The 25297-nt window shown below is 39.0% G+C and carries 26 protein-coding genes; 22 read left to right on the top strand and 4 right to left on the bottom strand.

What is annotated here, in order from left to right; all coding sequences use genetic code 11:
• The first annotated feature begins 4 nt into the window (after positions 1-4).
• From G0028_RS16555 to G0028_RS16500, 12 genes are all read left to right on the top strand, one after another.
• Complete coding sequence (locus G0028_RS16555; protein WP_180045489.1) at positions 5-556, top strand: O-acetyl-ADP-ribose deacetylase; 552 nt, start codon at positions 5-7, stop codon at positions 554-556.
• Between the two features lie 29 nt (positions 557-585).
• Positions 586-1581: an acyltransferase family protein gene (locus tag G0028_RS16550; RefSeq protein WP_180045488.1), complete on the top strand. Its 996-nt coding sequence runs from the start codon at positions 586-588 to the stop codon at positions 1579-1581.
• 74 nt (positions 1582-1655) lie between these two features.
• On the top strand, positions 1656-2531 hold the full coding sequence (locus G0028_RS16545) for an urease accessory protein UreD (RefSeq protein WP_180045487.1): 876 nt from the start codon (positions 1656-1658) through the stop codon (positions 2529-2531).
• Between the two features lie 88 nt (positions 2532-2619).
• Positions 2620-3243 carry a hypothetical protein gene (locus G0028_RS16540; RefSeq protein ID WP_130072126.1) on the top strand — a complete coding sequence of 208 codons (624 nt, stop codon included), beginning with the start codon at positions 2620-2622 and terminating at the stop codon, positions 3241-3243.
• A 47-nt stretch (positions 3244-3290) separates the two neighbouring features.
• On the top strand, positions 3291-3593 hold the full coding sequence (ureA, locus tag G0028_RS16535; protein ID WP_130072125.1) for an urease subunit gamma: 303 nt from the start codon (positions 3291-3293) through the stop codon (positions 3591-3593).
• Between the two features lie 13 nt (positions 3594-3606).
• Complete coding sequence (locus G0028_RS16530) at positions 3607-3930, top strand: urease subunit beta (RefSeq protein ID WP_180045486.1); 324 nt, start codon at positions 3607-3609, stop codon at positions 3928-3930.
• Positions 3931-3963: 33 nt separating this feature from the next.
• Positions 3964-5664: an urease subunit alpha gene (gene ureC, locus G0028_RS16525; protein ID WP_130072123.1), complete on the top strand. Its 1701-nt coding sequence runs from the start codon at positions 3964-3966 to the stop codon at positions 5662-5664.
• 12 nt (positions 5665-5676) lie between these two features.
• Positions 5677-6258: a histidine phosphatase family protein gene (locus G0028_RS16520; protein ID WP_180045485.1), complete on the top strand. Its 582-nt coding sequence runs from the start codon at positions 5677-5679 to the stop codon at positions 6256-6258.
• Positions 6259-6265: 7 nt separating this feature from the next.
• Positions 6266-6772: an urease accessory protein UreE gene (ureE, locus tag G0028_RS16515; RefSeq protein ID WP_130072121.1), complete on the top strand. Its 507-nt coding sequence runs from the start codon at positions 6266-6268 to the stop codon at positions 6770-6772.
• Complete coding sequence (locus G0028_RS16510) at positions 6762-7424, top strand: urease accessory protein UreF (protein ID WP_130072120.1); 663 nt, start codon at positions 6762-6764, stop codon at positions 7422-7424. The genes ureE and G0028_RS16510 overlap by 11 nt, the downstream gene beginning before the upstream one ends.
• 48 nt (positions 7425-7472) lie before the next feature.
• Positions 7473-8087, top strand: a complete 615-nt coding sequence (gene ureG, locus G0028_RS16505; RefSeq protein ID WP_130072119.1) for an urease accessory protein UreG — start codon at positions 7473-7475, stop codon at positions 8085-8087.
• A 12-nt stretch (positions 8088-8099) separates the two neighbouring features.
• Positions 8100-8672 carry a HupE/UreJ family protein gene (locus tag G0028_RS16500; protein ID WP_180045484.1) on the top strand — a complete coding sequence of 191 codons (573 nt, stop codon included), beginning with the start codon at positions 8100-8102 and terminating at the stop codon, positions 8670-8672.
• A 262-nt stretch (positions 8673-8934) separates the two neighbouring features.
• Here G0028_RS16500 and G0028_RS16495 read toward each other — a convergent pair whose 3' ends face one another.
• Both G0028_RS16495 and G0028_RS16490 read right to left on the bottom strand, forming a co-directional pair.
• The gene (locus G0028_RS16495) at positions 8935-10545 is read right to left on the bottom strand and encodes a purine-cytosine permease family protein (protein ID WP_130072117.1); all 1611 of its coding nucleotides are present in this window, start codon (positions 10543-10545) and stop codon (positions 8935-8937) included.
• Positions 10546-10883: 338 nt separating this feature from the next.
• Complete coding sequence (locus G0028_RS16490; protein ID WP_180045483.1) at positions 10884-12791, bottom strand: ATP-binding cassette domain-containing protein; 1908 nt, start codon at positions 12789-12791, stop codon at positions 10884-10886.
• Positions 12792-12827: 36 nt separating this feature from the next.
• Between G0028_RS16490 and G0028_RS16485 the strand changes: the two genes are divergently transcribed.
• From G0028_RS16485 to G0028_RS16450, 8 genes are all read left to right on the top strand, one after another.
• Complete coding sequence (locus G0028_RS16485) at positions 12828-13073, top strand: SlyX family protein (protein WP_174493770.1); 246 nt, start codon at positions 12828-12830, stop codon at positions 13071-13073.
• A 118-nt stretch (positions 13074-13191) separates the two neighbouring features.
• Complete coding sequence (locus tag G0028_RS16480; RefSeq protein WP_180045482.1) at positions 13192-14199, top strand: hypothetical protein; 1008 nt, start codon at positions 13192-13194, stop codon at positions 14197-14199.
• 25 nt (positions 14200-14224) lie between these two features.
• Positions 14225-15181 (top strand): PIN domain-containing protein, encoded by a 957-nt coding sequence (locus tag G0028_RS16475; protein WP_180045481.1) that lies wholly within the window; start codon positions 14225-14227, stop codon positions 15179-15181.
• 68 nt (positions 15182-15249) lie between these two features.
• The gene (locus tag G0028_RS16470; RefSeq protein ID WP_180045480.1) at positions 15250-15699 is read left to right on the top strand and encodes an ammonium transporter; all 450 of its coding nucleotides are present in this window, start codon (positions 15250-15252) and stop codon (positions 15697-15699) included.
• Between the two features lie 28 nt (positions 15700-15727).
• Positions 15728-18370, top strand: a complete 2643-nt coding sequence (topA, locus tag G0028_RS16465; RefSeq protein ID WP_180045479.1) for a type I DNA topoisomerase — start codon at positions 15728-15730, stop codon at positions 18368-18370.
• 122 nt (positions 18371-18492) lie between these two features.
• Positions 18493-18735, top strand: a complete 243-nt coding sequence (locus tag G0028_RS16460; RefSeq protein ID WP_180045478.1) for a hypothetical protein — start codon at positions 18493-18495, stop codon at positions 18733-18735.
• Positions 18736-19038: 303 nt separating this feature from the next.
• A complete protein-coding gene (locus tag G0028_RS16455; RefSeq protein ID WP_180045477.1) occupies positions 19039-19797 on the top strand; it encodes a hypothetical protein in 759 nt (252 codons plus the stop codon).
• 264 nt (positions 19798-20061) lie between these two features.
• Positions 20062-20625, top strand: coding sequence for an HdeD family acid-resistance protein (locus G0028_RS16450; RefSeq protein WP_180045476.1), 564 nt, complete (start codon positions 20062-20064; stop codon positions 20623-20625).
• 176 nt (positions 20626-20801) lie between these two features.
• Here the strand turns inward: G0028_RS16450 and G0028_RS16445 are convergent, their stop codons facing one another.
• Positions 20802-21251, bottom strand: coding sequence for a carboxymuconolactone decarboxylase family protein (locus G0028_RS16445; RefSeq protein WP_180045475.1), 450 nt, complete (start codon positions 21249-21251; stop codon positions 20802-20804).
• A 92-nt stretch (positions 21252-21343) separates the two neighbouring features.
• Here G0028_RS16445 and G0028_RS16440 point away from each other — a divergent pair, with 92 nt between their 5' ends.
• Entirely contained in the window at positions 21344-22486 is a 1143-nt protein-coding gene (locus G0028_RS16440; protein WP_180045504.1) for a glycerate kinase, read from the top strand.
• 294 nt (positions 22487-22780) lie between these two features.
• Here the strand turns inward: G0028_RS16440 and G0028_RS16435 are convergent, their stop codons facing one another.
• Positions 22781-23026: a hypothetical protein gene (locus G0028_RS16435; RefSeq protein ID WP_180045473.1), complete on the bottom strand. Its 246-nt coding sequence runs from the start codon at positions 23024-23026 to the stop codon at positions 22781-22783.
• A 262-nt stretch (positions 23027-23288) separates the two neighbouring features.
• Between G0028_RS16435 and G0028_RS16430 the strand changes: the two genes are divergently transcribed.
• Positions 23289-25280 (top strand): ATP-dependent helicase, encoded by a 1992-nt coding sequence (locus G0028_RS16430; RefSeq protein ID WP_180045472.1) that lies wholly within the window; start codon positions 23289-23291, stop codon positions 25278-25280.
• The last annotated feature ends 17 nt before the right edge of the window (positions 25281-25297 follow it).

The raw sequence follows: 25297 nt of genomic DNA, 5'->3' as shown, positions 1-25297 counted from the left end.
TTTAATGAAAAGTATACGGTTAATTCAAGGTGATATTACCCTTCAAAAAGTCGATGCAATTGTCAATGCTGCCAATACATCACTTCTCGGTGGTGGTGGAGTAGATGGGGCGATTCATCGGAAAGGCGGCGAAACCATTTTAGCTGAATGTCAAAAAATTCGTGCAAAGCAAGGGGGATGTGCTGTCGGGGAAGCAGTGATGACGACAGCAGGCGCATTACCGAGTCATTATGTCATTCATACTGTAGGTCCAACATGGCAAGATGGGCAACAACAGGAAAAACAATTATTGCAAAAAGCGTATAGCAATAGTTTACATCTGGCAGATGAAAAACGGTTGCAAAGTATTGCTTTTCCAAATATTTCTACAGGGATTTATCGTTTTCCAAAATATGATGCAGCAGAAATTGCAGTACAGAGTGCAGTTGATTTTTTGAAAAATGCACAGTATGTGCAAGAGATTCATTTTGTGTGTTTTGATGTGGAAAATTTTAAAATTTATCGTCAACAATTAGCGCAAATAGATGCAGCCGATGTGCAAATATTAGGTATATAATTTCTCAAATTTTCTGTTTACCAGCCACTATGCGTAATCATTTTCTCGATACTCATAAAGCGATTTTGATCTTTTTAGTGGTCTTGGGACATTATATAGAACGTATGATCGGATGGCATAATCCAATCAGCCATACATTGTTGGCAACAATTTATTTGATTCATATGCCTGCCTTTATTTTTGTATCGGGTATTTTGTATAAAGATCATAATTGGCTGAAAAATATTGTATTTTTTCTATCACTTTATCTTCCATTTCAGCTTTTATTTATCGCATTTGATGGCCTATGGTCAGGACAGTTTCATTGGAACTGGAATGTGTTGATTAAGCCTTATTGGGTGCTTTGGTATTTGCTCGGTATGATGGTATGGACTGTGCTGACTCATTTTCTTATTAAAACCTCAAATCAGTTTGCTTTATTTGTATGTCTCTTATTGTCCATTATTGTTGGTTTAAGCCCTTGGAATAACTATCTATATTCAGTGGGTCGGATTTTTGTATTTTTCCCATTTTTTATTTTTGGGGTGTTGTATGGCAAAGTCATCATTGCTAAAATTCAACACTCAATGAGTGCCAAATGGTGGGGCGTGATCTGTCTACTGATATATGCAGCATTGATGTATTTTTCTCAGATCAATCAATATTGGTTATATGGTAGTTTGAGTTATACACAATTAAAAGTCAGTATTTTTGATGGAATATTCATACGAACTTTATGTTTGATGCTATCTGCAGTAGGGGTAGTAGCATTACTGTCTGTTACGCAATTTTTTCAAGGCAAATGGTTGCAATTAGGTACTTATACTTTGCCTGTGTACTTGTTACATGGTTTTGTGGTGATCGCAATTTCGCGGCTTTATTCTCTAGATCTTAATATTTTCATGGAAATAGCGATGTGTATGGCTCTTTCTGTTTTGACGTCTTGGATATTGCAACAATCTGTTTTTGATCAAGTATTAAGAAAAATATCATTATGGTTAGTCAAGCCGACTGAAAAATTTATGCATATACAAAATAAAAAATAGGTCTAGGTGTTATGTTTTGGTGCGTTTTTTGCTTTAGATAAAATAGGATCTAAAATAAAACATGCTAGGTGTGGATGAATATATCAAACTTAAAAAATACATTTGAAAATGCACAATATTGGTACGCAAAATTAGAATTATCTTTTAAGGGTGATCATAAACGCACCATTTTACATCGCCGTAAACATTTTGGACCTGTTCGGGTGCAAAAAATGCTGTGGCCTGAAAAAACAGGGGTATGTCATGCCATTATTGTACATCCACCCGCAGGCATTGCGGGGGGCGATCACTTAAGTTTTCAAATTGATGCTGAGCAGTATGCCCATGCCGTGGTTACAACGCCCGGTGCAGGAAAATGGTACAAAAGTAATGGTAAGCCTGCCTTTCAGCATATTCATATTCATGTCAAAAATCATGCGATATTGGAGTGGTTGCCACAGGAAACGATGCTCTTTAATGGTGCAAATGCCAATTCTGAAACGATTGTTGATTTAGATCAGACCGCAAGTTTTATCGGTTGGGATCTGTTGGTCTTGGGGCGTCAGGCACAACAAGAAAAATTTGAGCAGGGGCGTTATCAAAATCATTTTAAACTGTATCGAAATCAGACACTTTTAGTTGCAGATTCACTGAATTTTGTGGGAAATGATCGTTGGTTGAGTTCTTGTTTAGGCATGAATAGTTGCGCTGTGATGGGCAGTTTTTGGGCTGTGCCTCCTGAGAAATTTCGTGCAAATATGCATTTGGATCAGCAGCTTGATTTGATCCGAGAATTGATTATGCGGATGAATACGCCTGTGACCTTGACTATTTTAGGTGATGTGATTTGTGCACGTTATTTAGGACAAGATGTTCGACAATGCCATGACGCTTTTGCAGCCATTCGGGCAAAACTTAGACGTTATTGGTTTGATTTAGATGAAGAATTTCCAAGAATTTGGCGGACTTAGTTTTTAAATATGATTTAGTTTTTAGATGGTAATGTGATGAATATCTCGATAAACTGATTAAAAAATACAACCTTAAAAAGATAAGTTAATGAAAATATTAATATTATTCTGTTGCTTAATACCTTTGTTCTGTTATGCGATGCCTGAAAATGACATTTTCGAAATCAAGCAAGGTATGTCAAAAAATCCGATATTTATAAATAATTTAGAGCGATGTCCAGCGGATACATCACCCAATAAAAAAGCCAAATTCTTACAAGATGATACTATTTTGGCTGCATATTGTCAGAAAAACACTTTAGCATGTTATAAAAAATGTGAGCATGATCAAGGATATGCTTGTTATTTTACAGCATTGAGTTTACAGCAAGCGCATCAAGTACAAGCTGCTGAGCAATTATTTCAAAGAGGCTGTGAATTAGGTGTCGCATCGGCATGTACCAATCGAGCAGCGGGTGCAATGACGTTTATGGACTCATTAAGTTTAGAGCGAAAACAATGTATTACAAGGACATTTGAAAAATCATGCCGTTGGAATGACCCTTGGGGCTGCACAATGTATGCATCTGAGTTAATTAAGAATGATGACTCGAAAGAAAGCTATGATAAAGCGTTAGATGCGCTGATTATGAGTTGTGTTTACGGCAAGTCAGATCCTGCCTGTACACAGGGTTTAGAACTCAAGCGTTATATTTTAGATCATCGTGATTAGAAAAATGAGCACGATTTTTGCATGAATTAAAAAAACAGGAAAATGTTATGGAACTTAATCCCACAGAAAAAGACAAATTATTGATTTTTACCGCAGGGTTGGTGGCAGAGCGTCGCAAGGCGCGCGGTTTAAAACTCAATTATCCTGAAGCGATTGCATTTATTTCTGCAGCATTGTTGGAAGGTGCACGTGATGGGATGACCGTCAGTGAACTCATGCATTACGGCACCACACTACTCACACAAGATGATGTGATGGATGGCGTGGCGGACATGATTGCTGAGGTTCAGGTTGAAGCCACTTTTCCTGATGGTTCAAAGTTGGTGACGGTTCATCAACCCATTCTGTAATAAGGAGCAAAGCATGATTCCCGGTGAAGTGATTACCCCTGAAGCAGAGATTGAACTCAATGTAGGACGCAAGACCTTAAGCATCAATGTTGCAAATATGGGAGATCGCCCGATTCAAGTGGGTTCGCATTTTCATTTTTATGAAGCCAATGATGCTTTGCAGTTTGACCGCGAGCAAACCAAAGGTTATCGCCTCAATATTGCGGCAGGGACAGCCATTCGTTTTGAGCCGGGGCAAAGTCGTCGTATTGAATTGGTGGCATTGGCAGGCAAGCGTGAAGTGTATGGTTTTGCAGGACGAGTCATGGGAAAACTTGATGATGCGTCAGATACATAATTTAAAATATCCACGAAATTAAGGTATTCAACCATGAAAATATCACGTCGTGCTTATGCAGAAATGTTTGGTCCTACGGTTGGAGATCGTGTTCGCCTTGCGGATACCGAGTTATTTATACAAGTGGAACAAGACCTGACCACTTACGGCGAAGAAGTTAAATTTGGTGGTGGGAAGGTCATCCGTGATGGCATGGGACAGTCACAACTTTTGGCAGATGAAGTTGCAGATACCGTCATTACCAATGCGTTGATTGTGGATTGGTGGGGCATTATCAAAGCCGATGTTGGTCTGAAAAATGGGCGAATTTGGAAAATTGGTAAAGCAGGCAATCCTGATATTCAGCCAAATATCACCATTCCTTTAGGTGCGGCAACCGAAGTCATTGCAGGTGAAGGGCAGATTTTAACCGCAGGGGCAATTGATACCCATATCCATTGGATTTGCCCACAACAAGTAGAAACCGCATTGATGGCAGGAACCACGACCATGATTGGTGGCGGAACAGGTCCTGCGGCAGGGACATCGGCAACTACGGTTACTCCGGGTCCTTGGCACATTTCCACCATGCTACAAGCGATTGATGATTTGCCGATGAATATCGGGCTATTGGGTAAAGGAAATCTGAGTCAACCTGAACCGATTGCAGAACAAATCAAAGCAGGGGTGGTCGGGCTTAAACTGCATGAAGATTGGGGCTCGACACCTGCAGCAATTGACAATTGTTTGAGTGTTGCAGATGAATATGATGTACAAGTGGCGATTCATACCGACACTTTAAATGAAAGTGGTTTTTTGGAAGAAACCCTTGCTGCATTTAAAAATAGAACCATTCACACCTACCATACTGAGGGCGCAGGTGGTGGACATGCCCCTGATATTTTAAAAGCGATTGGTCAGGACAATGTATTGCCATCTTCAACCAATCCAACCCGCCCTTATACGGTCAATACCATTGATGAGCATTTGGATATGCTGATGGTTTGTCACCATTTAGACCCTGCAATTGCCGAAGATGTGGCATTTGCTGAAAGTCGAATTCGCCGTGAAACCATTGCCGCAGAAGATATTTTACAAGACTTAGGTGCAATTTCGATGATGTCATCGGATTCGCAAGCGATGGGACGGGTCGGTGAAGTGATCATTCGAACGTGGCAAACTGCCCATAAAATGAAAGTGCAACGTGGCGCATTACAAGGGGATACACCGCATTGTGATAATCAACGGGTGAAGCGTTATATCGCCAAATATACCATTAACCCTGCCATTACCCATGGTTTAAGCCATGAAGTCGGTTCCGTTGAAGAAGGAAAATTGGCAGATTTGGTGTTGTGGAAGCCTGCATTTTTTGGCGTTAAACCGTCCATGATCATTAAAGGTGGCATGATTGCAGCCGCACCAATGGGCGATATTAATGCGTCGATTCCAACCCCTCAACCTGTGCATTATCGTCCAATGTTTGGGGCTTTTCCGCGTGGTGTACATAACACCTGTATTACCTTTCTTTCACAAGTGGCAATTGATGCAGGTGTGGCGGAAAAATTACAGCTGAAAAAGATTATTTCCCCATCAAAAAATACGCGAAAAATCACCAAAAAGGACATGAAGCACAATGATTATTGTCCTGTGATGGAGGTTCATCCTGAAACTTATGAAGTGAAAGCTGATGGGGTACATTTGACCTGTGAACCTGCCGAAGTGTTACCGATGGCACAACGCTATTTTTTATTTTAAGGGACGGGTTTGATGGCAATTTATTTGATTCGACATGCAGAAAGTGTGGGAAATGTTGATGGTCAAACAGAATCACATGCAAATATTGCACTGACTGAATTGGGGCATTTACAGGCACGACAGCTTCTAGCACAGTTGCCGAAGGCTGATCATGTCATTATTTCACCCTTTTTAAGAACCTTACAAACTGCTCAACCCTTGCTTGATCGGGATCAATTAAGTGCCGAAATTTTGCCGATAGAGGAATTCTCTTATCTTTCCGATGTGAAATGCAAAGGTACAACTTTATCGCAGCGTAAACCGTGGGTAGATGCCTATTGGCAGTTGGAGGATGTAGATTATGTCGATGCTTCGGATGCTGAATCTTTTCGAGATTTATATCAAAGAGTTGAAGCTTTATTCACATTTCTTGATCGAGAACAACAACGTTATTTAGATCAAAACTTGATGATTTTTAGTCATGGTCAATTTTTACAGTTATTTCAAATGTTAATGACTGAACCACAGGCAGTTTCAGCCGAGTTAATGCGAGCATTTCGCCACAATATGTTGCATCAACCGATTAAAAATACAGAATTTTTTATTTATAAGTAGGATGCTGATGAAAATATTTACCCAACGATTGGAGCAGACGGAAACTGAAGAGGCATTTGAAACGGTTGCTCTGACTTTTGATACCCGTCAAAAAAGTCGTTTTCGTGCCACTTTGGACAATGGCGATGATATAGGCGTGGATTTACCACGTACAGGTATTTTAAGAAGTGGCGCATTGATTGCGACCGAGCAAGGCGAGATTTTAAAGGTCAATGCCAAAGCGGAACATTTGATGCAAGTTACGGCAAAGACTGAATTTGAGCTGTTAAAAGCGGCATATCACTTGGGCAATCGGCATGTGCCACTGATGTTGACCCCGACCGCTTTGTATTTTGAGCCTGATCATGTGCTTGCGGAAATGGTGCAGGGCTTAGGTTTGGTTGTCACGGAGGTTGATCACCCCTTTGAACCTGAAAGTGGTGCTTATGCGCAACATGCACACAGTCATGAGCGTTTATCGAAAGCAGAAACGAAGCCTTTAAGCCCAATCAAGTCTTTACACCATGTCCATTAATGCCGCGCAACTGCTCAAGCTCTTAACGCTTTCTTCAACGGCTTTGCCTGTGGGTGCTTATTGTTATTCACAAGGTGTGGAAAGTGCGATTGAAAAAGGCTTGATCCATGATGAAAACAGCAGCAAAGCCTATTTTGAAGATGTTTTGGAAATGCTGTTGCTTCGCTTCGAGCTGCCTATTTTGCAACGGTTAATGCAGCATTTTTCACAGGAAAATGAATTTTTATATTGGGCGCATTTATATCGGGCGAGTCGTGAAAGTAAGGAACTCTTGGCTGAGTCACAACAGTTGGCATTTTCCTTAAATGCATGGATCAAAGATGTCCTTTTACTTGATGTCACGGTGAAAAAACAGTTTGGTTTTGTGCCTGTCTATGCACAGCTCTGTGGTCGTCTAGGCTTAAACGAGGCGGATGTTTTAACTGCTTATAGTTTTTCTGTTTTAGAAAATCAGGTCTTGGCTGCGGTTAAAACCATTCCATTGGGTCAAATGAGCGGTCAACGGATTTTATGGCATTTGCATGGCTTGGTTCCTGCTGCGGTAGAGAAGGCGATGGCGCTACAGGATGATGAAATGAGTAGCAGTTTGCCACAGTACGCCATGCTCAGTATGCAACATGAAACGCAATATTCAAGATTATTCCGTTCTTAAATTAACAACATTTAACTTTAGTATTCACACAAAATAAAGGAAGAAATCATGTCAGAACGTAGTCCATTACGTGTTGGAATTGGTGGTCCTGTTGGATCAGGTAAAACGGCATTGACCTTAAATTTATGTCGTGCATTACGTGACAAATATAATATGGCAGTGGTCACCAATGATATTTATACCAAAGAAGATTCTAACTTTTTAACCCGCAATGAAGCCATGTCACCTGATCGTATTGTGGGGGTGGAAACAGGTGGTTGTCCACATACTGCGATTCGTGAGGATGCTTCAATTAACCTTGCTGCAATTGATGATTTATGTGAAAAGTTTGAGGGTTTGGAACTGATTATCATTGAAAGTGGTGGTGATAATTTAGCTGCAACCTTTAGCCCTGAGCTATCCGATTTAACCCTTTATGTGATTGATGTTGCAGGGGGGGAAAAGATTCCCCGTAAAGGTGGACCGGGTATTACCAAGTCAGATTTATTGATTATTAACAAGACAGATTTAGCGCCAATGGTCGGGGCAAATCTTGAGGTGATGGATCAGGATGCAAAACGCATGCGTGGTGATAAACCCTTTTTATTTTCCAATATGAAAACTGAAGCTGGTTTGGCTGAAATTATTTTATTTATTGAAAAACAAGGTTTATTTAAAGCCTGAGGAGCGATGAAAATGACAAAATTTGGGCAAAAAAGTGTTTTATTTTTCTTATCCTTGAGTCCTGTTTTTGCAATGGCACATCCCGGGCATGATCAAACTCACTCAGGTTTTGCAGCAGGATTTACACACCCATTCACAGGACTTGACCATATGATGATGGCGATTGCTTTGGGGGTGTTATTTTATTCAGCCGCTAAAAAATGGAATGTGATCGGCATGATTGGTATGGTCTTGGCTTTGGTTGGTGGCTTTGTAATTGGGGTGGCACATTGGATACCTGAAGCATTTGCAGAATATGGCATTGTGGCTTCGCTGATGGTGGTTGCGATTGCATTATGGTCGAAGTCAAACATGATTTTACCTGTGGCAACGGCGATGTTGGTTACTTTTCATGGTGTTGCGCATGGTGCTGAACTGGGTGGTGCAGGGCATGTCGTAGGCTTGGTTACAGGTATGGTGGTGGCAATGTCACTGATTTATGCTGTGGGTCTACTGTTAGGGAAAGTGATTGCGGACTACATGCCTTATGGTAAAAAAATCGTGGGTGTTTTTGCTGCCTTTGTTGCGTTGATTACTTTGGCTTAATGTATAGAACATTTCAAAAAATCCTGCATGAAAATGTGGGATTTTTTGTATCTGATCGTTTTATATAAAAATACTTAACTCACTGAAATTACTCCTCATCCCTGATTCATATATGGCATAAGACAAGGAACTTTCAATATTAATTTTTCTATCAATCTTGGTTTGTTTTTACTTTTGTAAGTACTTTATTTTAAAAAAACACAAAAAATAAGGCTTCAAATGAAGCCTTAAATTTAACCAAACTATTTTTATTTTAGTTTTATTATTTTTCCATGGTTTTGCACAATGAACAGATCACGCCATTATGTTGATGTGAATACATAATATCAGGACGTTCATAATCTTCATGACATGATACACAATGATAAACCGTCGCAACAGGTGTACCTTCAGCATCATAACGAGGCTCTTTGATGCCATCATTTTCAGACTTAATATAATATTTCCCTTGGGTGATTAAGCCCATCACAGGAGTCAGTACAAATGCCACAACCAAGGCAATCAATGGAGAATAGGCAGCAAGGAAATCCCCAAACAAGCCAAAGAATGCAGCAATGGACAGACCCGCAGCCGCAAGGAAAGAAACCATTCCAACAGGGTTGACGTTATACAACATGTCACGACGATATTCAGGCTCTTTCGGTGACAGCTTAAGCACATATTTATTGATGGCAATATCCGTTGCAACTACAACCACCCAAGCAATGGCAAAGTTAGAATAGAAACCTAAAATTTTACCTAAGACCGCAAACATATTGCCTTCCATCAATGCAAGGGCAATGACAAGATTAACAATGACAAAAACAATGCGTCCCGGATAATGTTTGCTGATACGGGTATACGCACTCGTCCAAGCCAAAGAACCCGAATAAGCATTGGTGACATTAATTTTAATTTGTGAAATCACCACTAAAATCACGGCTAAAGACAGCGCCAACCAACCCGGTAACATGTCATGGAAAGCGGCATTGAACTGTTGTACAGGCTCAGTTGCATTGACACCTGGAATTTTTGTCAGTAAATAAAAACCTAAAAATGCACCAATGATTTGTTTAATTGCACCCAAAATGACCCAACCTGGACCTGCTGAGATGACTGCAATCCACCAAGATTTGCTATTTTCTTTGGTTTTTGCAGGCATAAAGCGCAAATAATCAATTTGCTCACCAATTTGCATAATCAGCGACAAACAAATCCCTGCACCTAGCATAATCGCTGCCATGTCCATAGGTGCATAGCCGCTTGTACCTGTATAGGTGGCAAAAGAGCTGACCAAACTCGGTTCTTTATGAATTAAATATGCCACAGGTCCAATCATCAAAATTAACCAAATCGGCGTGGTCCATACTTGTAATTTACTCAGTGCTTTCATGCCATAAATCACAAGGGGAATGACCATCACTGTGGAAATCAGATAACCAGCCCAGAGCGGAATACCAAGCCCGAGCAGTAAACCTTGCGCCATGATTGAACCTTCAAGCGCAAAGAAAATAAAGGTAAAACTCGCAAAAATAATACTGGTTAACACTGAACCCATATAGCCAAAGCCTGCGCCACGAGTAATCAAATCTAAATCAATATTGTAGCGAGCAGCATAATAGGCAAGTGGAATACCTGTCAGGAAAATAATGATCGCAGCGAAGAGGATCGACATGACAGCATTGGTTGTACCATACGTCATACCAATACTTGCGCCAATTGAAAAATCAGCTAAATAGGCAATGCCGCCTAATGCGGTAATGGCAACAACTTTAGGGCTCCAACGACGAAAACTATGTGGTGCATAACGTAATGTGTAATCTTCTAATGTTTCATTTGCAGCTGAGGAAGTGGCTTTATCCTCAAAAGTATCTGTTGTAGATGGGTTATGCATCGCAAACACTCCTGTATTTTAATTTTGTGTTTGTCTGGTGTTTTGCAAAATAGATGCCAAATGTTTGAAGGATGTTTTATTTTTACTAAAACTTTGAATTTTAATATAATAATTTTGTGTGATGATTGATGGTGATAGATTTAAGCGCTATTTTTATCTATCAATGCACCTAAATAAATGCACAAAAAATGACAGAAAATAATGTTTTAAAAATACTATGAGCATTTTTAGCGCATCAAAAAATGAAAATATCGTGTTGATCATATTGAAAAATTCGGGTCTGAATCAAAAACTCCGCACTAAATGCGGAGTTTTTTGCAGCTAAAAAAATATAGAAATTAACCTTTACTCATTTCTTCAAGCTCTTCCCAACGCTCAAGTTTTTCTAGCAATAAATCATCAATTTCGGTTAAGCGATTGGACAGTTTCATGGCTTGATCTGAGTCAGAAACAAACAATGAACCATCTGCAAGTAGGTCATTAATTTCAGCTTGTTCCTTTTCCAAAGCTTCCATTTCAGCAGGAAGTTGCTCTAAAGCACGTTGGTCTTTATAGCTCAACTTAACTTTTTTCGGTTGCGTAGCTTGTGCTGCCGCCGCTTCAGCTTTTGCTGCAGCTTTTTTTACTGCACTCTTTTGATCCACAACGGTTTGGTCAGGGCGCTGTTCAAGATAATCCTGATAACCACCAATATATTCATCAATATTGCCTTTACCATCAAAGACCCAAGTCGACGTCACGACATTGTCCATAAAGGCACGGTCATGCGAGATGAGAAGTAATGTACCTTTATAGCCACCGAGCATTTCTTCGAGTAGCTCAAGTGTTACCATGTCCAAGTCATTGGTTGGTTCGTCCATGACAATCAGGTTGGATGGTTTAAGTAAAAGCTTAGCCAAAAGAATACGGTTACGTTCACCACCAGACAGTGCTTTTACAGGTGTACGGGCACGTTCAGGTGAGAATAAAAAGTCTTGCAAATAACTATAGATATGACGGCGACCACCATTCACATCTACAAAATCAGAACCTTCTGATACGTTATCTTTGACTGATTTTTCTAAATCTAGCGCATTACGCAGTTGGTCAAAATAGGCGACTTCAAGCTGTGTTCCTGTTTTAACGCTGCCCGTATGTTCTTGCTCACCTAAAATGGCTTTAATCAGGGTGGTTTTACCTACACCATTATCACCGACTAAACCAATACGATCACCACGCAAGACCAATGCAGAGAAATCTTTGATGATCGGTGCATTGTCACCAAAAGTAACGCTGAGATTTTCAATCTCAAAGACCACTTTACCTGAGCGTTGTGCTTCTTGCGTCGCCATACTGACTTTACCTTGTTGTGAGCGACGCGCTTTCGATTCTTCACGTAAAGCTTTTAACGCACGGACACGACCTTCATTACGGGTACGACGTGCTTTGATCCCTTGACGAATCCACACTTCTTCTTCAGCTAAACGTTTATCAAACAGCGCATTTTGCTTTTCTTCAGCTTCCATTTGCTGTTCTTTTAGCTCAAGATAACGTGAATAGTTACCCTCATAGCTACGTAAAATCCCACGATCTAGCTCAACAATACGGGTTGCAATGCTGTCAACAAATGAACGGTCATGCGAAATAAACAATAAAGTTAAATTGTTTTGATCCAACAAAAATTTTTCTAACCATTCAATACTTTCAACGTCTAAATGGTTAGTTGGTTCATCGAGTAATAGGACATCAGGCTGGGTCAGTAAAGCACGAGCCAATAACACACGGCGTTTACGTCCACCTGATAAATCTGCTAAGTCTGCTTCTGGGTCTAAGCCCATTTTACTTAAAATTGCATTGACTTTGGTTTCAAGTGACCAACCATCGAGTTGATCCATCTGATGTTGTAGATTGCCCATGCGTTCACAGGCTTCCATGTCGCCGAGTACACAAGCATCGCTCGCTTCATGATATGCTTTTAATACTGAAGCTGCTTGACCTGCACCGTCAGCAACGATGTCAGCAACTTTGCCCGAATCCATGGGTACATCTTGCGCCAACATGGCAATGGTGATGCCATTTTGCAAGGAAACTTCACCTGCATCAGGTAATAAACTTCCCTCAATCAGTTTAAGTAAAGTAGACTTACCTTCACCGTTACGCCCAATCAAACAGACTCGTTCGCCACGTTCTAAACTGAAGTTTGCGCCGTCGAGCAGGGCAGGTCCACCAAACGCAAGTTGGACATCCCTTAAAGTAATATAGGCCATAATGTTTCCTAAACATCCCACAGTGAGGACTAAAAAGTGACTAAACAGAAAAATTTTGATGATCAAGCGTCATTTTCCGCACCCATAGAAGATTTGCAAGTCCGAATTACATTTTTAGATGATTTAGTCGAACAATTAAATGATCAAGTGGCACAACAAAGTTTGGAAATTGCAGATTTAAAGAAACAAATGAAGCTACTTTATCAGCGTGTGGAGTCTGCGGATTTATCAGAAGGCGTTGCAGCTTTTGATCCAATGACCAATCGCCCACCTCACTATTAAGATATTGGCTGAGGTTGTTTTTTCGCTGTAAATTGTGAGATCGCACGGAAAATATATTTGACCTTTGTGTAAAAGCTCGGTGTAATGCTGACTTCCATTTCATTGTTAACATTGAATTATGCAGAATAAAGTCGTACTTCTTGATATTGAAAATAATATGCCAACATTAAAAATGTTAAGGGATATTATGGAACATTATTCGGCTTTATATCTATTTAATTGTGCAGGGAAAATTGAGTTTGCACTGGATGATTTAACGGAGTTGGCAAGCCTGATTGCAAGTGGGCAAATCATCATTTTAGATGTACCTGAAACCACTGAAAAAGAATATGAATATGCGGTGGTGGTCGGGCAACTTTTAGCATTACTTGAGCAAGATAGCCATATTGAAGTTATTTCTGCGATGCCAACTTGTCAGATGCTCATTGATATGTTGCGTAGTTCGGAGTTGAGTTGTCATTTCATTCAAGTTGAACCTGAAAGTACCACCAAAGCATCAAAACATACGCTTCCAAGTATTGAAGCGATTCAAAAAAAGCCTGCTTTGCAGTTAATTAAAAAATATTGTGATGTTGTCGCAAAAATGACAGGTAAACCCAATACGGTTGAAAAATTAAAAAATTCCCTTGTCAATTGTTTACAGATTGTGCCTGAAAAAGCCCAACATTTATTGGGCATGTTAATTAATCTAAAAATAGTCAAAAAACAGGATGAGCAAGTTTGGTTTCGCAAAAAATTGTTGAAACAATGGTCACAACTTGATTTAGAACAAAAAAATGGGGTTTCAGAGCGTAAAGTATTAGAAATTGATGCTGTTTTAGAAAAACTCAGTGCTGGTGCAAAACAGGTGATTTCTGAGTTGGAAAAGCAGCAAAATAAAGCAAGTGACACAACATTTTTAAATCAAGATTTTGAAAAAATTGATCCAATTCAGTGGGAAGTAATTCAAAAATTAAATGAATTAAAAACCAATAAACCCAAAGATATTTATGCGCTGCGAGATTTGTTGGAAAAAATGTTTCCACAAGCAGATGTGCGTTTATTGCTCAAAGAATTGATTGAAAAAGGTTATATTTATTGGAATGGGCATGATGTGATTTATAGTCATGAGATGTATTTGAATTAAAAATTAAAATTGTGTTGGGGGACGCATGAAAAAAATCTTATTACTTGATATTGAGAATTTACATAAAACCGAAAAAGAACTACTTAAATATTTATCTCAATATCAATTAATCTATCTTGTTTATGCAAAATCACCCGTGAATTTTAGTTTAGATGGATTGGTAAAACTTGCGCCATTTGTGATAAATGGAAAATTAAAAATTTTAAAAATGCCTAAATTAGGCAAAGATGCTGCTGACTTTGGTTTAGCGTTTATTGCAGGACAATTATCCGTTCAAATGCAAGCAAAAGAGTATTGTTTTGACGTCATGTCCAATGATCATTCAATGGAATATGTTGTGGATTTGCTTAAATTGGCACAATTTGATGTGAAAATTATCCATGAAAAGCCATTGATTGCATATCAACAGATACAAGAAATTAAATCTGAATTCAATCTAAATAAAATGCTTTATCAATATTGTGAAAATTTGACCAAATCGAATTTTTCTAAACCTGCAAAAGTAGAGTCATTAATTAACTCTTTGAAGGCAAATTTAAAAATTGAGGAGGATATTGCAAAAGCAGTGATTGAAGAGCTAAAAAAATTAAAAGTCATTAAAATTAATGAAAATAAAGTACAGTATTTTCAAAATATTATAGGGAAATTAGTACAGGATTTTTCTGCTGAAACTGCTGAAACTGCTGAAACTGCTGAAACTGCTGAAACTGCTGAAACTGCTGAAACTGCTGAAACTGCTGAAACTGCTGATTTTGAAGTATTAGAACAAAGATTAACTGAAATTCAATTTAAACTCGTGACTTATTTTAATTCACAGAATAAACCTTATCCAAAAACATTAAGCGGTTTTACGACAATTTTAAAAAAATGTTTAGATGAAACATTAATAGAAGAAAGTTTATATTTATTAAAGAAATATGAGCTTATTCAGGTGAATAGTAAAAAACAAATTTCATATAGTCCAATTTTATTTGCGAATTAATTTATCAAACAAACTTGCGTTTTATATTCAGCTTATGCAAATCTAATATAGGAATAAAAAGGTGAATTATGGAACACACAGGTCTTTGGGTAGCAGTCATTGTTATTGTTTTTGTCATGGGCTCAATTTTTGGTTTGCGTGTAAGCCCAAGAGAAAAAGCACTGGGTATGATGCGAGAAAAAGCCAGAAAAATGGGATTACATCCACGATTGGTGGCAGCGCCTGATTGGACAAAAGTACCAATGGCAACTGAAAGTCGTGCCAGTATGGTGGCGTATTATAGTGTGTTAATTCCAGAAGCTCGCCTCCCTTTGATGCGTGCACGTGTAGAAGATCAAAAACTTAAACTGTTGCAGGGCGATGCGAAATTTAATGATTTTCCCATTGCATTAAAAGGTATTTATGCTATTCATATGCAAGCTAACTGTGTGGGACTCTATTGGGATGAAGAATCAGACCTTCGAGCAACCCAGCTAGAAGATATGAAAGCATATTTATTCTCCTTGGCTGAAATTTAACTTAAAAAAATAGGATAGACGGTTCATTATGGCGCAAGCTCCTCGGTCCACAACCAAAAGCACAACTGCAGAAACTCCCAATGCAGGCAAGAAACGTGCCTTAGTGATTGTGGAGTCGCCTGCAAAAGCGAAAACCATTAATAAGTACTTAGGTTCAGATTACATTGTAAAGTCATCTGTAGGTCACGTGCGTGATTTACCGACAGGTGGTTCAAGTAAAACGACAGAAAAAAAACCTGTAACGCGTGCCAAATTGACAGATGCACAGAAGGCTGAAAAAGCACAAACGGCATTGGTCAACCGTATGGGGGTTGACCCAGAGCATGACTGGAAAGCGCAGTATGAAGTGCTTCCAGGCAAAGAGCATGTTGTTGCTGAACTGAAAAAACTCGCTAAAGATGCTGACGAAATCTATCTCGCAACGGATTTGGATAGAGAAGGGGAAGCGATTGCTTGGCATTTACGTGAAGTGATCGGGGGGGACGATAGCCGTTACCATCGTGTTGTTTTTAATGAGATTACCAAAAATGCGATCCAGGATGCGTTTAAACAGCCGACACGCCTTGATTTAAACCGAGTGAATGCACAACAAGCCCGCCGTTTCTTAGATCGTGTGGTGGGCTTTATGGTGTCACCATTGCTATGGGAAAAAATTGCCCGTGGTTTGTCAGCAGGACGGGTACAGTCTGTGGCAGTGAAACTGGTGGTCGAGCGTGAACGTGAAATTCGTGCTTTTATTCCTGAAGAATATTGGCAAGTGTTTGCAGATACTAAGTCTCACAAAGATGACATTCGCTTAGAAGCCGTCAAGCAAGGTGGTAAAACTTTAAAATTGCAAAATAAAGCCCAAACCGATGCTTTATTAAAAATTTTAAATAATGCTGAATATAAAGTTTCAGCCCGTGAAGATAAACCAACGAAGGTCAATCCAAGCGCACCATATATCACCTCGACGCTCCAACAAGCCGCAAGTACACGTCTCGGCTTTTCTGTAAAGAAAACCATGATGCTTGCACAGCGTTTGTATGAAGCAGGTTACATCACCTATATGCGTACTGACTCAACATTCTTGAGTGATGACGCAGTGAATATGGTTCGTACACATATCGAAGCTGAATTTGGTACGAAATACTTGCCGGTAAAGCCAAATCGTTATGGCAATAAAGCAGGTGCACAAGAAGCTCATGAAGCAATTCGTCCATCGAATGTGGCACTAAAAGGTGATCAACTCGCAGGCGCGGAACGTGATGCACAGCGTTTATATGATTTGATTTGGCGTCAATTTGTCGCATGTCAAATGACCCCTGCTGAATATTTATCTTCAACGATTCTGGTGGATGCCAATGGGGTAGAACTTAAAGCCAAAGGTCGTACTTTAGTTTTTGATGGTTTTACCAAAGTTCGTGGTCAAAATAAATCAGATGATGATGTATTACTTCCTGCGGTGAAAGTGGGTGAAATTCTCAAGTTAGAAAAACTTGATCCATCACAACATTTTACTAAACCACCTGCACGTTTTACCGAAGCATCTTTGGTGAAAGAGCTTGAGAAAAAAGGCATTGGTCGTCCTTCGACTTATGCTGCGATTATTTCAACGATTCAAGATCGTGGTTATGTCAAACTCGACAATCGCCGCCTTTATGCTGAGAAAATGGGTGAAATCGTTACAGATCGTTTGGACGAAAGTTTTAACAATCTAATGAATTATGCTTTTACTGCTGATCTTGAAGGTCAACTGGACAAAGTTGCCGATGGTGAGCGTAATTGGAAAGAGTTACTCGACAGTTTCTATGGCGATTTTAAGAAACGTTTGACGACTGCACAGGGTGAAAATGGCATGCGCCGTAATCTTCCTGTTGAAGTTGAGGCAGTACATTGTAAAGAATGTGAACGCCCAATGCAGATTCGTACAGGGACAACTGGTGTGTTCCTTGGCTGCTCTGGTTATAACTTGCCGCCAAAAGAGCGTTGCAAAGGGACATTGAATTTAACGCCTGTCGAGTCACTTGCTGCATTGTCGGACGATGACGGCGCTGAAACTGCAGATTTGATGTCGAAAAAACGCTGCCCAATCTGCGGTACGGCCATGGATAGTTATGTCATTGACGGTGGTCGTAAGCTACATATTTGTGGTAATAACCCTGATTGTAATGGTTATGAACTCGAAGAAGGTGAGTTCAAAATCAAAGGATATGATGGGCCAACTATTCCTTGTGATAAATGTGATGGCGAAATGCAGCTGAAAACGGGACGCTTTGGTCCTTATTTCGCATGTACAAGCTGTGACAACACCCGCAAAATGTTAAAAAATGGTCAACCTGCGCCGCCGCGTGTAGATCCGATCAAAATGGAACATTTACGCTCAACCAAACATGATGATTATTTTGTATTACGTGATGGTGCGGCGGGTCTGTTCTTAGCAGCAAGTAAGTTCCCGAAAGTTCGTGAAACACGTGCACCTAAAGTTGCTGAGTTGCGTACAGTTGCAGATCAGATTGATCCAAAGTACCAATTTATCTTACAAGCTCCTGATCAAGATCCAGATGGCCATCCAACTTTGGTGAAATTTAGCCGTAAAAACCAAGCGCAATATATTGGTTCTGAAACGCCTGAAGGTAAACAAACCAAATGGTCATTGGTTTATCAAGATGGAAAATGGGTTGAAGCTTAATTTTTAATTTTATTAAAAATTTTCAAGAAAATGCTCACTTTGGTGGGCATTTTTTATATGATTTTGGAAATTAAGTAAAAAATTATTTGAGTTAAGTATTTTTTAACTAAGAGAATAGTAATATGAAAACTGCAATAGAAATGCTTATAGTGTTGTGGTTTGATCGGGTGAATGCTCAACAGATTAATCAGTGGGCAAGTGAATATATTGAAAATCAAAATGTTACATTGGATAAAGAATATTTTGAGCTTTTAGATTCTAATTTAAATGATAGTGAAAATTTGTTCGTTGAATTAGTTAAAAAGATAGATTCAAACTTTACTCAAAGTCGTGTTTTAGCTGAAATATATACAGCTAAATATTGATTAGGGAAATTGAAAGAGTATTTAGACCGTCAAATTACACCACTATTTGTATGCAACGTAATCATGGACATTGAGGTGGTTTTTTTAAGCGCTTCACGAGGTTTAGCTGAAAATATTGCTTATTATCCAGAATGGTTGGGTAGCCTTTGAAATGCTTGTGATTGGTGTGATGAAAGCTGGACATTTGAAAATTCTCCTCACTTGGAAACTGAAATTCAAATACAGGTGGAAAAAATTGAAGAATGGTTATTAAAACAAAAGATTGATGATCGCAAATAAAAGCGATGATGATTGGTGCTGAAAATGTGGAAAAAAATCCGAGTTGTAATTTTATTACTCATTTTATTGATTGTCGCCGTGAATGCTTGGCGTGATATGAATCAAGATTGGACTAAACCCATTATCGTGTTACTTCATCCAATTAATGCGGATGGGCAAACGGCAACAGAGCACTATATTCAGCAGCTTTCGATTGATGATTTAGATGAATCAAAACTATATTTAATGCAACAGTCAAAACAATTTCGTGGACAGCCCATTCAAGTCTATTTCCAACTCGGACGAGAACTTAAAAATATTCCCCCTAAAGTTCCAGAAAATCCAAGTCTGCTCAATAGTATTCTATGGAGTCTAAAGTTTAGGTTTTATGCTTGGAAACAACATGAAAATGGTGATGGTGCACCTGCTGTCACACTTTATTTAAATTATTATGATCCTCAAAATATACATATTCTAAAACACTCAACAGCACTTGAAAAAGGTCGTATTGGTTCAGTCAATTTATTTGCTTCTAAAAAGCAGAGTGAAAGCAATAAAGTCATTTTAGTACATGAACTCTTACATACCTTTGGTGCAAAGGATAAATATGACCTGAACACAGGACAGCCGATTTTTCCATTGGGATATGCACATCCTGAGCAAAATCCAAGATATCCGCAACAATATGCTGAAATCATGGGTGGCTATATTCCACTGAGCGCAACGAAAAGCAAAACCCCTGATAATTTAGAAGATACCATGATCAGTGATTTAACCGCTCAGGAAATAGGCTGGGTTAAGTAAAGATTATTCATTTATCTTCAATTCTGGATAAGCTTTTACTTTTATCACTACGTTTGTCTTGCACTTCGAATAAAGCATGCATTTTTTTATTGCTACGCAAGTCTTGTGCTTCGAACAAAGCGATGCATTTTTTATCACTACGTTTGTCTTGCGCTTCGAACAAAGCGATGCTTTGTTCTCGCTCAAGATGCAGATTTTATACAGACAAATTTAACTTCTTGTTCAACAATAAAATGAGTCTTTATAACAACTACGAGAAGAACTATGCGTACAGTGGGAAATGATATTGTCCGTCATCAATTGCATGAAAATCGGAAATGGTATTTGTTATTGGGAGCATTATTGGTCATTTTTGGCTTAGTTTTACTTGCTTCTTTAAGTATGGCTACACTGACTGTTGTTTTACTTTTTGGTGTGCTGATGATGATCGGTGGCGTGATTCACTTAATTGCAGCATTCAAAATATTTGATGGTGGCTTTAGATGGCTGTGGGCATTGTTTGGTATTTTATATTTGATCGCAGGTTATTATGCGTTTAACTCACCAATCAAAGCTGCTGTCGTGTTGACGAATTTACTTGCAATTGCTTTGTTAATTGGTGGTTTTATTCGTATTTTTAATGCCTTTATGCTCAAACCTATGTCTGGTTGGGGGTGGACACTCTTTTCAGGGATTTTAACTTTAGTTACAGGTGCGATTATTTTGGCTTCTCCTGATTCACCATTTTGGGTGCTAGGGCTATTTTTAGGGGTAGATATTCTATTTCAAGGGGTGAATTATCTAACTTTTGCAGCAGCAATTAAAAATATTCCACCTGCGAGTTCTTAATTATTGAAATAAAAGAGAAGAATATATTTTCTCTCTCTAACTCTCTCCCATTGGGAGAGAGGACTTCAGGCTTTACTCCACTTCGTTAGGTCTTGCGCTTCGTTTAAAGCAGTGCTTGGTTCGCATTCCACTTCGTTCCGTCTTGCGCTTCACTTAAAGTAGTGCTTTAAGTTTACTCAAGGAGTGACTTTATACTGACTTGAAATGGCAATTCGGTTCCATGTGTTAATCACAATTGCAATCCATTCAATCGCAGTTATTTCATCATCACTTAGTATTTCTTTGGCTGCTGCATAGACCTGATCAGGAAAATGCTGTTGTGTAATCAGGGTAATTTCTTCAATCAAAGTCAAAGCAGCACGTTCTTTTTCAGAAAAATAATCACTTTCACGCCATGCACTGATTAAAGCAATCCGATCAATAGATTCACCGACTTTAATGGCGTCTTGCGTGTGCATGCGTACACAAAAAGCACATTGGTTAATTTGTGAAGCTCTTAATTTCAGCAGATGCGAGAAACCCATCTCGATTCCTGCCTGCTGAGCTTTTTGCATAGATAAATTTTCAAGCTCAATCACGTTTTTATAAAGCTCAGGTGCTGCTTTGCCAAGATTTACACGTTGCATACTGATTACTTCTTTATTTTTAAAGAAGTAGTTTAATACATAGATAAAAATGGTTATGTTAGATTTCAGAAAAGATGAATAAAAGTAACCCGATGGTAAAAACCTTTGTACTCGCCCCTGACTCATTTAAAGAAAGTATGACGGCTGAACAAGCTTGTTTAGCAATGCAACGTGGCATTCAAAAAGTTATACCTGATGCCACTTTCATACATGTGCCTATGGCAGATGGTGGTGAGGGCACAGTCGATGCGCTTATTTCTGCGAGGAAGGGTCGAAAAGTCGAAATTGAGGTTTCAGGACCGCTGATTCATCAAAAAGTGAAAAGCTATTTTGGCTTGATTGAACATGACCAAACTGCAGTGATTGAAATGGCACTTGCCAACGGCATTCATCTGCTTGAACAATCACAACGAAATCCGATGCTCACTTCAACTTTGGGCACAGGGGAAATGATTAAGGCTGCATTGGATTTTGGGGTATCTAAAATCATCATTGGGCTTGGTGGTAGTGTTACCAATGATGCAGGTGCAGGTATAGCACAGGCATTGGGGGCAAGGTTTTTAAATGTGAATGGTCAGCCTGTTGCGGTGGGTGGTGGTCAGCTTAATCAAATCCAAAGTATTGATCTTTCACAACTAGATACTCGTTTAAAACAGACTGAAATCATTATTGCGAGTGATGTGAATAATCCATTGTGTGGAGAAAGTGGCGCATCTTATGTTTTTGCGCCTCAGAAAGGCGCAAGCTCTGAAATGGTCAAGATTTTGGATCAAAATCTAAGTTATTTTGCCGATTTGGTGAAAAAGCAACTTGGTTTGGATTTTGCTCATGTTCAAGGTGCAGGTGCAGCAGGTGGGTTGGGTTTTGGCTTAATGGCATTTGCAGGGGCAACCATCCGTTCAGGTGTGGAAATCGTGATTGAAGAAACACAACTTGCTGAAAAAATTGCGCAAGCGGATTATGTCTTTACAGGTGAAGGCGGGATTGATTTTCAAACCAAATTTGGCAAAACCCCGTTTGGTGTGGCGCAAGTGGCGAAGCGTTTAAATAAGCCTGTGATTGCGTTTGCAGGCTATGTCGGTGAAGGTGTTGAAGAACTATATAATGAAGGTTTTACTGCTATTTTCGGGATAGTTGATGGTGCATATGATCTGCAAACTGCACTAAAAAATGGTGAGAGAAATTTGGAAAGAACATGTGGAAATGTGGTGAGGTTGATAAAAGATCGTATTTGATTTTAAATTTAGAATCATAGAATATTAAAATAATGAGAGTTAAAATCCATGTTAAGTGCTGCTAATCTGAATGGGCTTTATGCATTTCCATATTTATTGATCGCTTTCTTTTTAAGTATAGGAATTATTTGGCTGAGCTATTCCCAAATGAAAGGATCAGAAAAGAAAGATCAAGCCGTAAGAAAAAATAAATTCAATTTTAAAATTGCTATTTTGATTTTTATGGTTATGAGTTTTATCTATTGTATATACAAAATTTTATTTTATTGGAGCTAATAGATTAGATCATTAAAATCACTCATTTCCCCAATAATATTCTGGCTTTTTCCCATATTTTTCGAGCAATAATTTCCTCACGGTATGAAATTGTTCATTGCCAAAACGATTTAAAATATCTAAGGCATCAACATACAGAAATTGATGATCTAGGATATAACTCTCCCCAAGCCGTAATGAGTAGATCCGAATTAAACAACGTATCTTGTGGAAACGAATCAAGTCAAAACTTGGATAAATATCAAAGTCATCATGAGGATACATGACGACTTCGCTTTTATAATCGTATTCTTCTTTTATGAAAGGGTTGAATTTAATCCCTTTTTCTTTATCAAAACCTTTTGTTCGAATGAGTTGGTAAAAGCAATTACCTTCAGTCTGAAAATTAAAAATCTGGTAAATGGTATTTTACTTCATTTTTATGAGGTGCTGATACGACATTATCAGACTTGATTCTAAGTCAAAGACACATAATTTATCTATAGCTCTGCTAAACTACTCACCATCCACCAAACGATGAGTATCCATGAGTTTAGCCAACCTGATTAACGAATTAAACCCTCAGCAAAAACAAGCAGCTACGACTGAAAGCAAACACAGTCTAGTCCTTGCAGGGGCAGGTTGTGGCAAAACCAAAACCATCGTGGCACGTGCAGCTTATCTTATAGATCAAGGTGTGCCTGCCAATCAAATTCAGATTTTGACCTTTACCCGCCGTTCAGCAAGTGAAATAGTCGCTCGTGTGGAACTTGCCTTAGGTGATGCTGCTAAAGGTCTGCGTGCATCAACCTTTCATACATTTTGTATGTACCTGCTGCGCCGTGTACCGAAAGCATTTGGATTGGAACAATTCTCCATTATTGATCGTGATGATCAACTCATGTTGTTCCGATTGATTCGGGGCAAAGACGATAAAAAGAATCCAAATGCCTTACCCAAACCGCAACAACTCTGTGATCTATATTCATTTGCCCGAAATACTCGTCAAAAACTCAGTTTGGCTTTAGAAAAGCAATTGCCTGAGTTTTTAGAATATAAAGATCAAATTGCTGAGATCATGAAAGAGTACGAGACACGTAAACAGGCACGTCATTTTCTCGATTATGATGATATTTTGGCAGTGGTGGCTTCAGGCTTGGCGCAATCCGAAGGTTTGACCGATTATGTTGTAAGCTTGTGTCAGCATATGTTGGTGGATGAAATGCAAGATACCAATCCACTGCAATGGGCAATTCTAGAACCACTCAAAGACAAAACTTCATTGTTTTGTGTAGGGGATGATGCACAGTCAATTTATGGTTTTCGTGGCGCAGATTTTGAAAATATTCACCATTTCAAAGAACGTGTGCCTGATGCACAGATTTTTAAACTCGAAAAAAACTATCGTTCAACCCAAGAAATTTTAGACTTATCCAATTGGTTGCTCGATCAAAGTGCCATTAAATATGATAAAAAACTCGAAGCTTATCGGGGTGATGGCATCAAACCACGCATGCATGTTTTTCCAAATGAGTTTGATGAGGCAAAATGGATCGCCATTGATATTAAAGAGCGTCATTTACTTGAAGCCGCAGCGTGGAATGATCATATGGTTTTGGTACGCTCAGCTTTTGCCGCGCGTCATATTGAAGCAGCATTTATCCAAGCCAATGTGCCGTATCGTTTTATTGGTGGCATGAAGCTGCTCGAAACTGCACATGTGAAAGATTTACTCAGTTTACTGCGTGTGATTGCTAATCCTTTGGATGATATTGCATGGATGCGATTCTTGACGCTGTGGAATGGTGTCGGTGATGTCGGTGCAAGTAAACTCGCACAGCAACTTTTAACCGATCCTGATCTGGATAAAATTGCTGAAAAATTGGAAAAGTTTGGACGTATTCCTGAAAATACTTTGCTGATCATGAAGCAAATGTCCGTGCTAAAAACCGAAGTTGAAGCCTGTGTCAAATTGGGCGTCGAAGCGATCATTAATCAACTTGAAGAAAACTATGCCAAAAAAGACTGGCATAAACGCGTAGGTGATTTTGATCTGGTGAAACAGTTGGCGTCTAAGCATTCTCAACTCAATGAATTTTTAGAAGAATATGTACTCGATCCTATCTCTATTTCTGAAATTGAGCGTCAGTCAAACGATGATGTTGTTACGCTCATTACCATTCATTCTGCAAAAGGGACAGAACAAAAAATATGTTATGTTGCTAATGTGTCAGCAGGGCAATATCCACATGCCCGTGCACAAGGGGATTTTGATGAAGTTGAAGAAGAACGTCGTGTGCTTTATGTGGCATTGACTCGCGCACAAAATGAACTGATTTTGACCAAACAAAATTTAAGTTTCTGGGCACAGAGCCAAATTGATGAACAAGGACGTAAAGTAGAAAGCTATTTTCTAAATGATTTAACACGCAATTTATGCATCACTGAAACACATTATCGTCAACGTGAACAAACGGTGAAAAGTGCCTTGATCGAACGAAAGGCGATTCATTTAGATTTTGGTATTGATTTAGATTAAACTATAGTGAAGATAAT

Origin of the sequence: Acinetobacter piscicola (assembly GCF_015218165.1) — a bacterium.
Classification (GTDB): Bacteria; Pseudomonadota; Gammaproteobacteria; order Pseudomonadales; family Moraxellaceae; genus Acinetobacter; species Acinetobacter piscicola_A.
The sequence above is the reverse complement of the archived record's forward strand: the minus strand, read 5'-3'. Positions and strand labels throughout refer to the sequence as shown.

Bases quoted from the DNA above. Each gene is read 5' to 3' on its own strand.
- G0028_RS16475 (WP_180045481.1), top strand. From the start codon at position 14,225: ATGAAAAAAATCTTATTACTTGATATTGAGAATTTACATAAAACCGAA.
- G0028_RS16440 (WP_180045504.1), top strand. From the start codon at position 21,344: ATGGTAAAAACCTTTGTACTCGCCCCTGACTCATTTAAAGAAAGTATG.
- G0028_RS16445 (WP_180045475.1), bottom strand. From the start codon at position 21,251: ATGCAACGTGTAAATCTTGGCAAAGCAGCACCTGAGCTTTATAAAAAC.
- ureG (WP_130072119.1), top strand. From the start codon at position 7,473: ATGTCAGAACGTAGTCCATTACGTGTTGGAATTGGTGGTCCTGTTGGA.
- G0028_RS16460 (WP_180045478.1), top strand. From the start codon at position 18,493: ATGAAAACTGCAATAGAAATGCTTATAGTGTTGTGGTTTGATCGGGTG.
- G0028_RS16530 (WP_180045486.1), top strand. From the start codon at position 3,607: ATGATTCCCGGTGAAGTGATTACCCCTGAAGCAGAGATTGAACTCAAT.
- G0028_RS16480 (WP_180045482.1), top strand. From the start codon at position 13,192: ATGCAGAATAAAGTCGTACTTCTTGATATTGAAAATAATATGCCAACA.
- G0028_RS16455 (WP_180045477.1), top strand. From the start codon at position 19,039: ATGTGGAAAAAAATCCGAGTTGTAATTTTATTACTCATTTTATTGATT.
- G0028_RS16450 (WP_180045476.1), top strand. From the start codon at position 20,062: ATGCGTACAGTGGGAAATGATATTGTCCGTCATCAATTGCATGAAAAT.
- G0028_RS16500 (WP_180045484.1), top strand. From the start codon at position 8,100: ATGACAAAATTTGGGCAAAAAAGTGTTTTATTTTTCTTATCCTTGAGT.
- ureC (WP_130072123.1), top strand. From the start codon at position 3,964: ATGAAAATATCACGTCGTGCTTATGCAGAAATGTTTGGTCCTACGGTT.
- G0028_RS16510 (WP_130072120.1), top strand. From the start codon at position 6,762: ATGTCCATTAATGCCGCGCAACTGCTCAAGCTCTTAACGCTTTCTTCA.
- ureE (WP_130072121.1), top strand. From the start codon at position 6,266: ATGAAAATATTTACCCAACGATTGGAGCAGACGGAAACTGAAGAGGCA.
- G0028_RS16470 (WP_180045480.1), top strand. From the start codon at position 15,250: ATGGAACACACAGGTCTTTGGGTAGCAGTCATTGTTATTGTTTTTGTC.
- G0028_RS16490 (WP_180045483.1), bottom strand. From the start codon at position 12,791: ATGGCCTATATTACTTTAAGGGATGTCCAACTTGCGTTTGGTGGACCT.
- G0028_RS16435 (WP_180045473.1), bottom strand. From the start codon at position 23,026: ATGTATCCTCATGATGACTTTGATATTTATCCAAGTTTTGACTTGATT.
- G0028_RS16495 (WP_130072117.1), bottom strand. From the start codon at position 10,545: ATGCATAACCCATCTACAACAGATACTTTTGAGGATAAAGCCACTTCC.
- ureA (WP_130072125.1), top strand. From the start codon at position 3,291: ATGGAACTTAATCCCACAGAAAAAGACAAATTATTGATTTTTACCGCA.
- G0028_RS16555 (WP_180045489.1), top strand. From the start codon at position 5: ATGAAAAGTATACGGTTAATTCAAGGTGATATTACCCTTCAAAAAGTC.
- G0028_RS16430 (WP_180045472.1), top strand. From the start codon at position 23,289: ATGAGTTTAGCCAACCTGATTAACGAATTAAACCCTCAGCAAAAACAA.
- G0028_RS16550 (WP_180045488.1), top strand. From the start codon at position 586: ATGCGTAATCATTTTCTCGATACTCATAAAGCGATTTTGATCTTTTTA.
- G0028_RS16540 (WP_130072126.1), top strand. From the start codon at position 2,620: ATGAAAATATTAATATTATTCTGTTGCTTAATACCTTTGTTCTGTTAT.
- topA (WP_180045479.1), top strand. From the start codon at position 15,728: ATGGCGCAAGCTCCTCGGTCCACAACCAAAAGCACAACTGCAGAAACT.
- G0028_RS16545 (WP_180045487.1), top strand. From the start codon at position 1,656: ATGAATATATCAAACTTAAAAAATACATTTGAAAATGCACAATATTGG.
- G0028_RS16520 (WP_180045485.1), top strand. From the start codon at position 5,677: ATGGCAATTTATTTGATTCGACATGCAGAAAGTGTGGGAAATGTTGAT.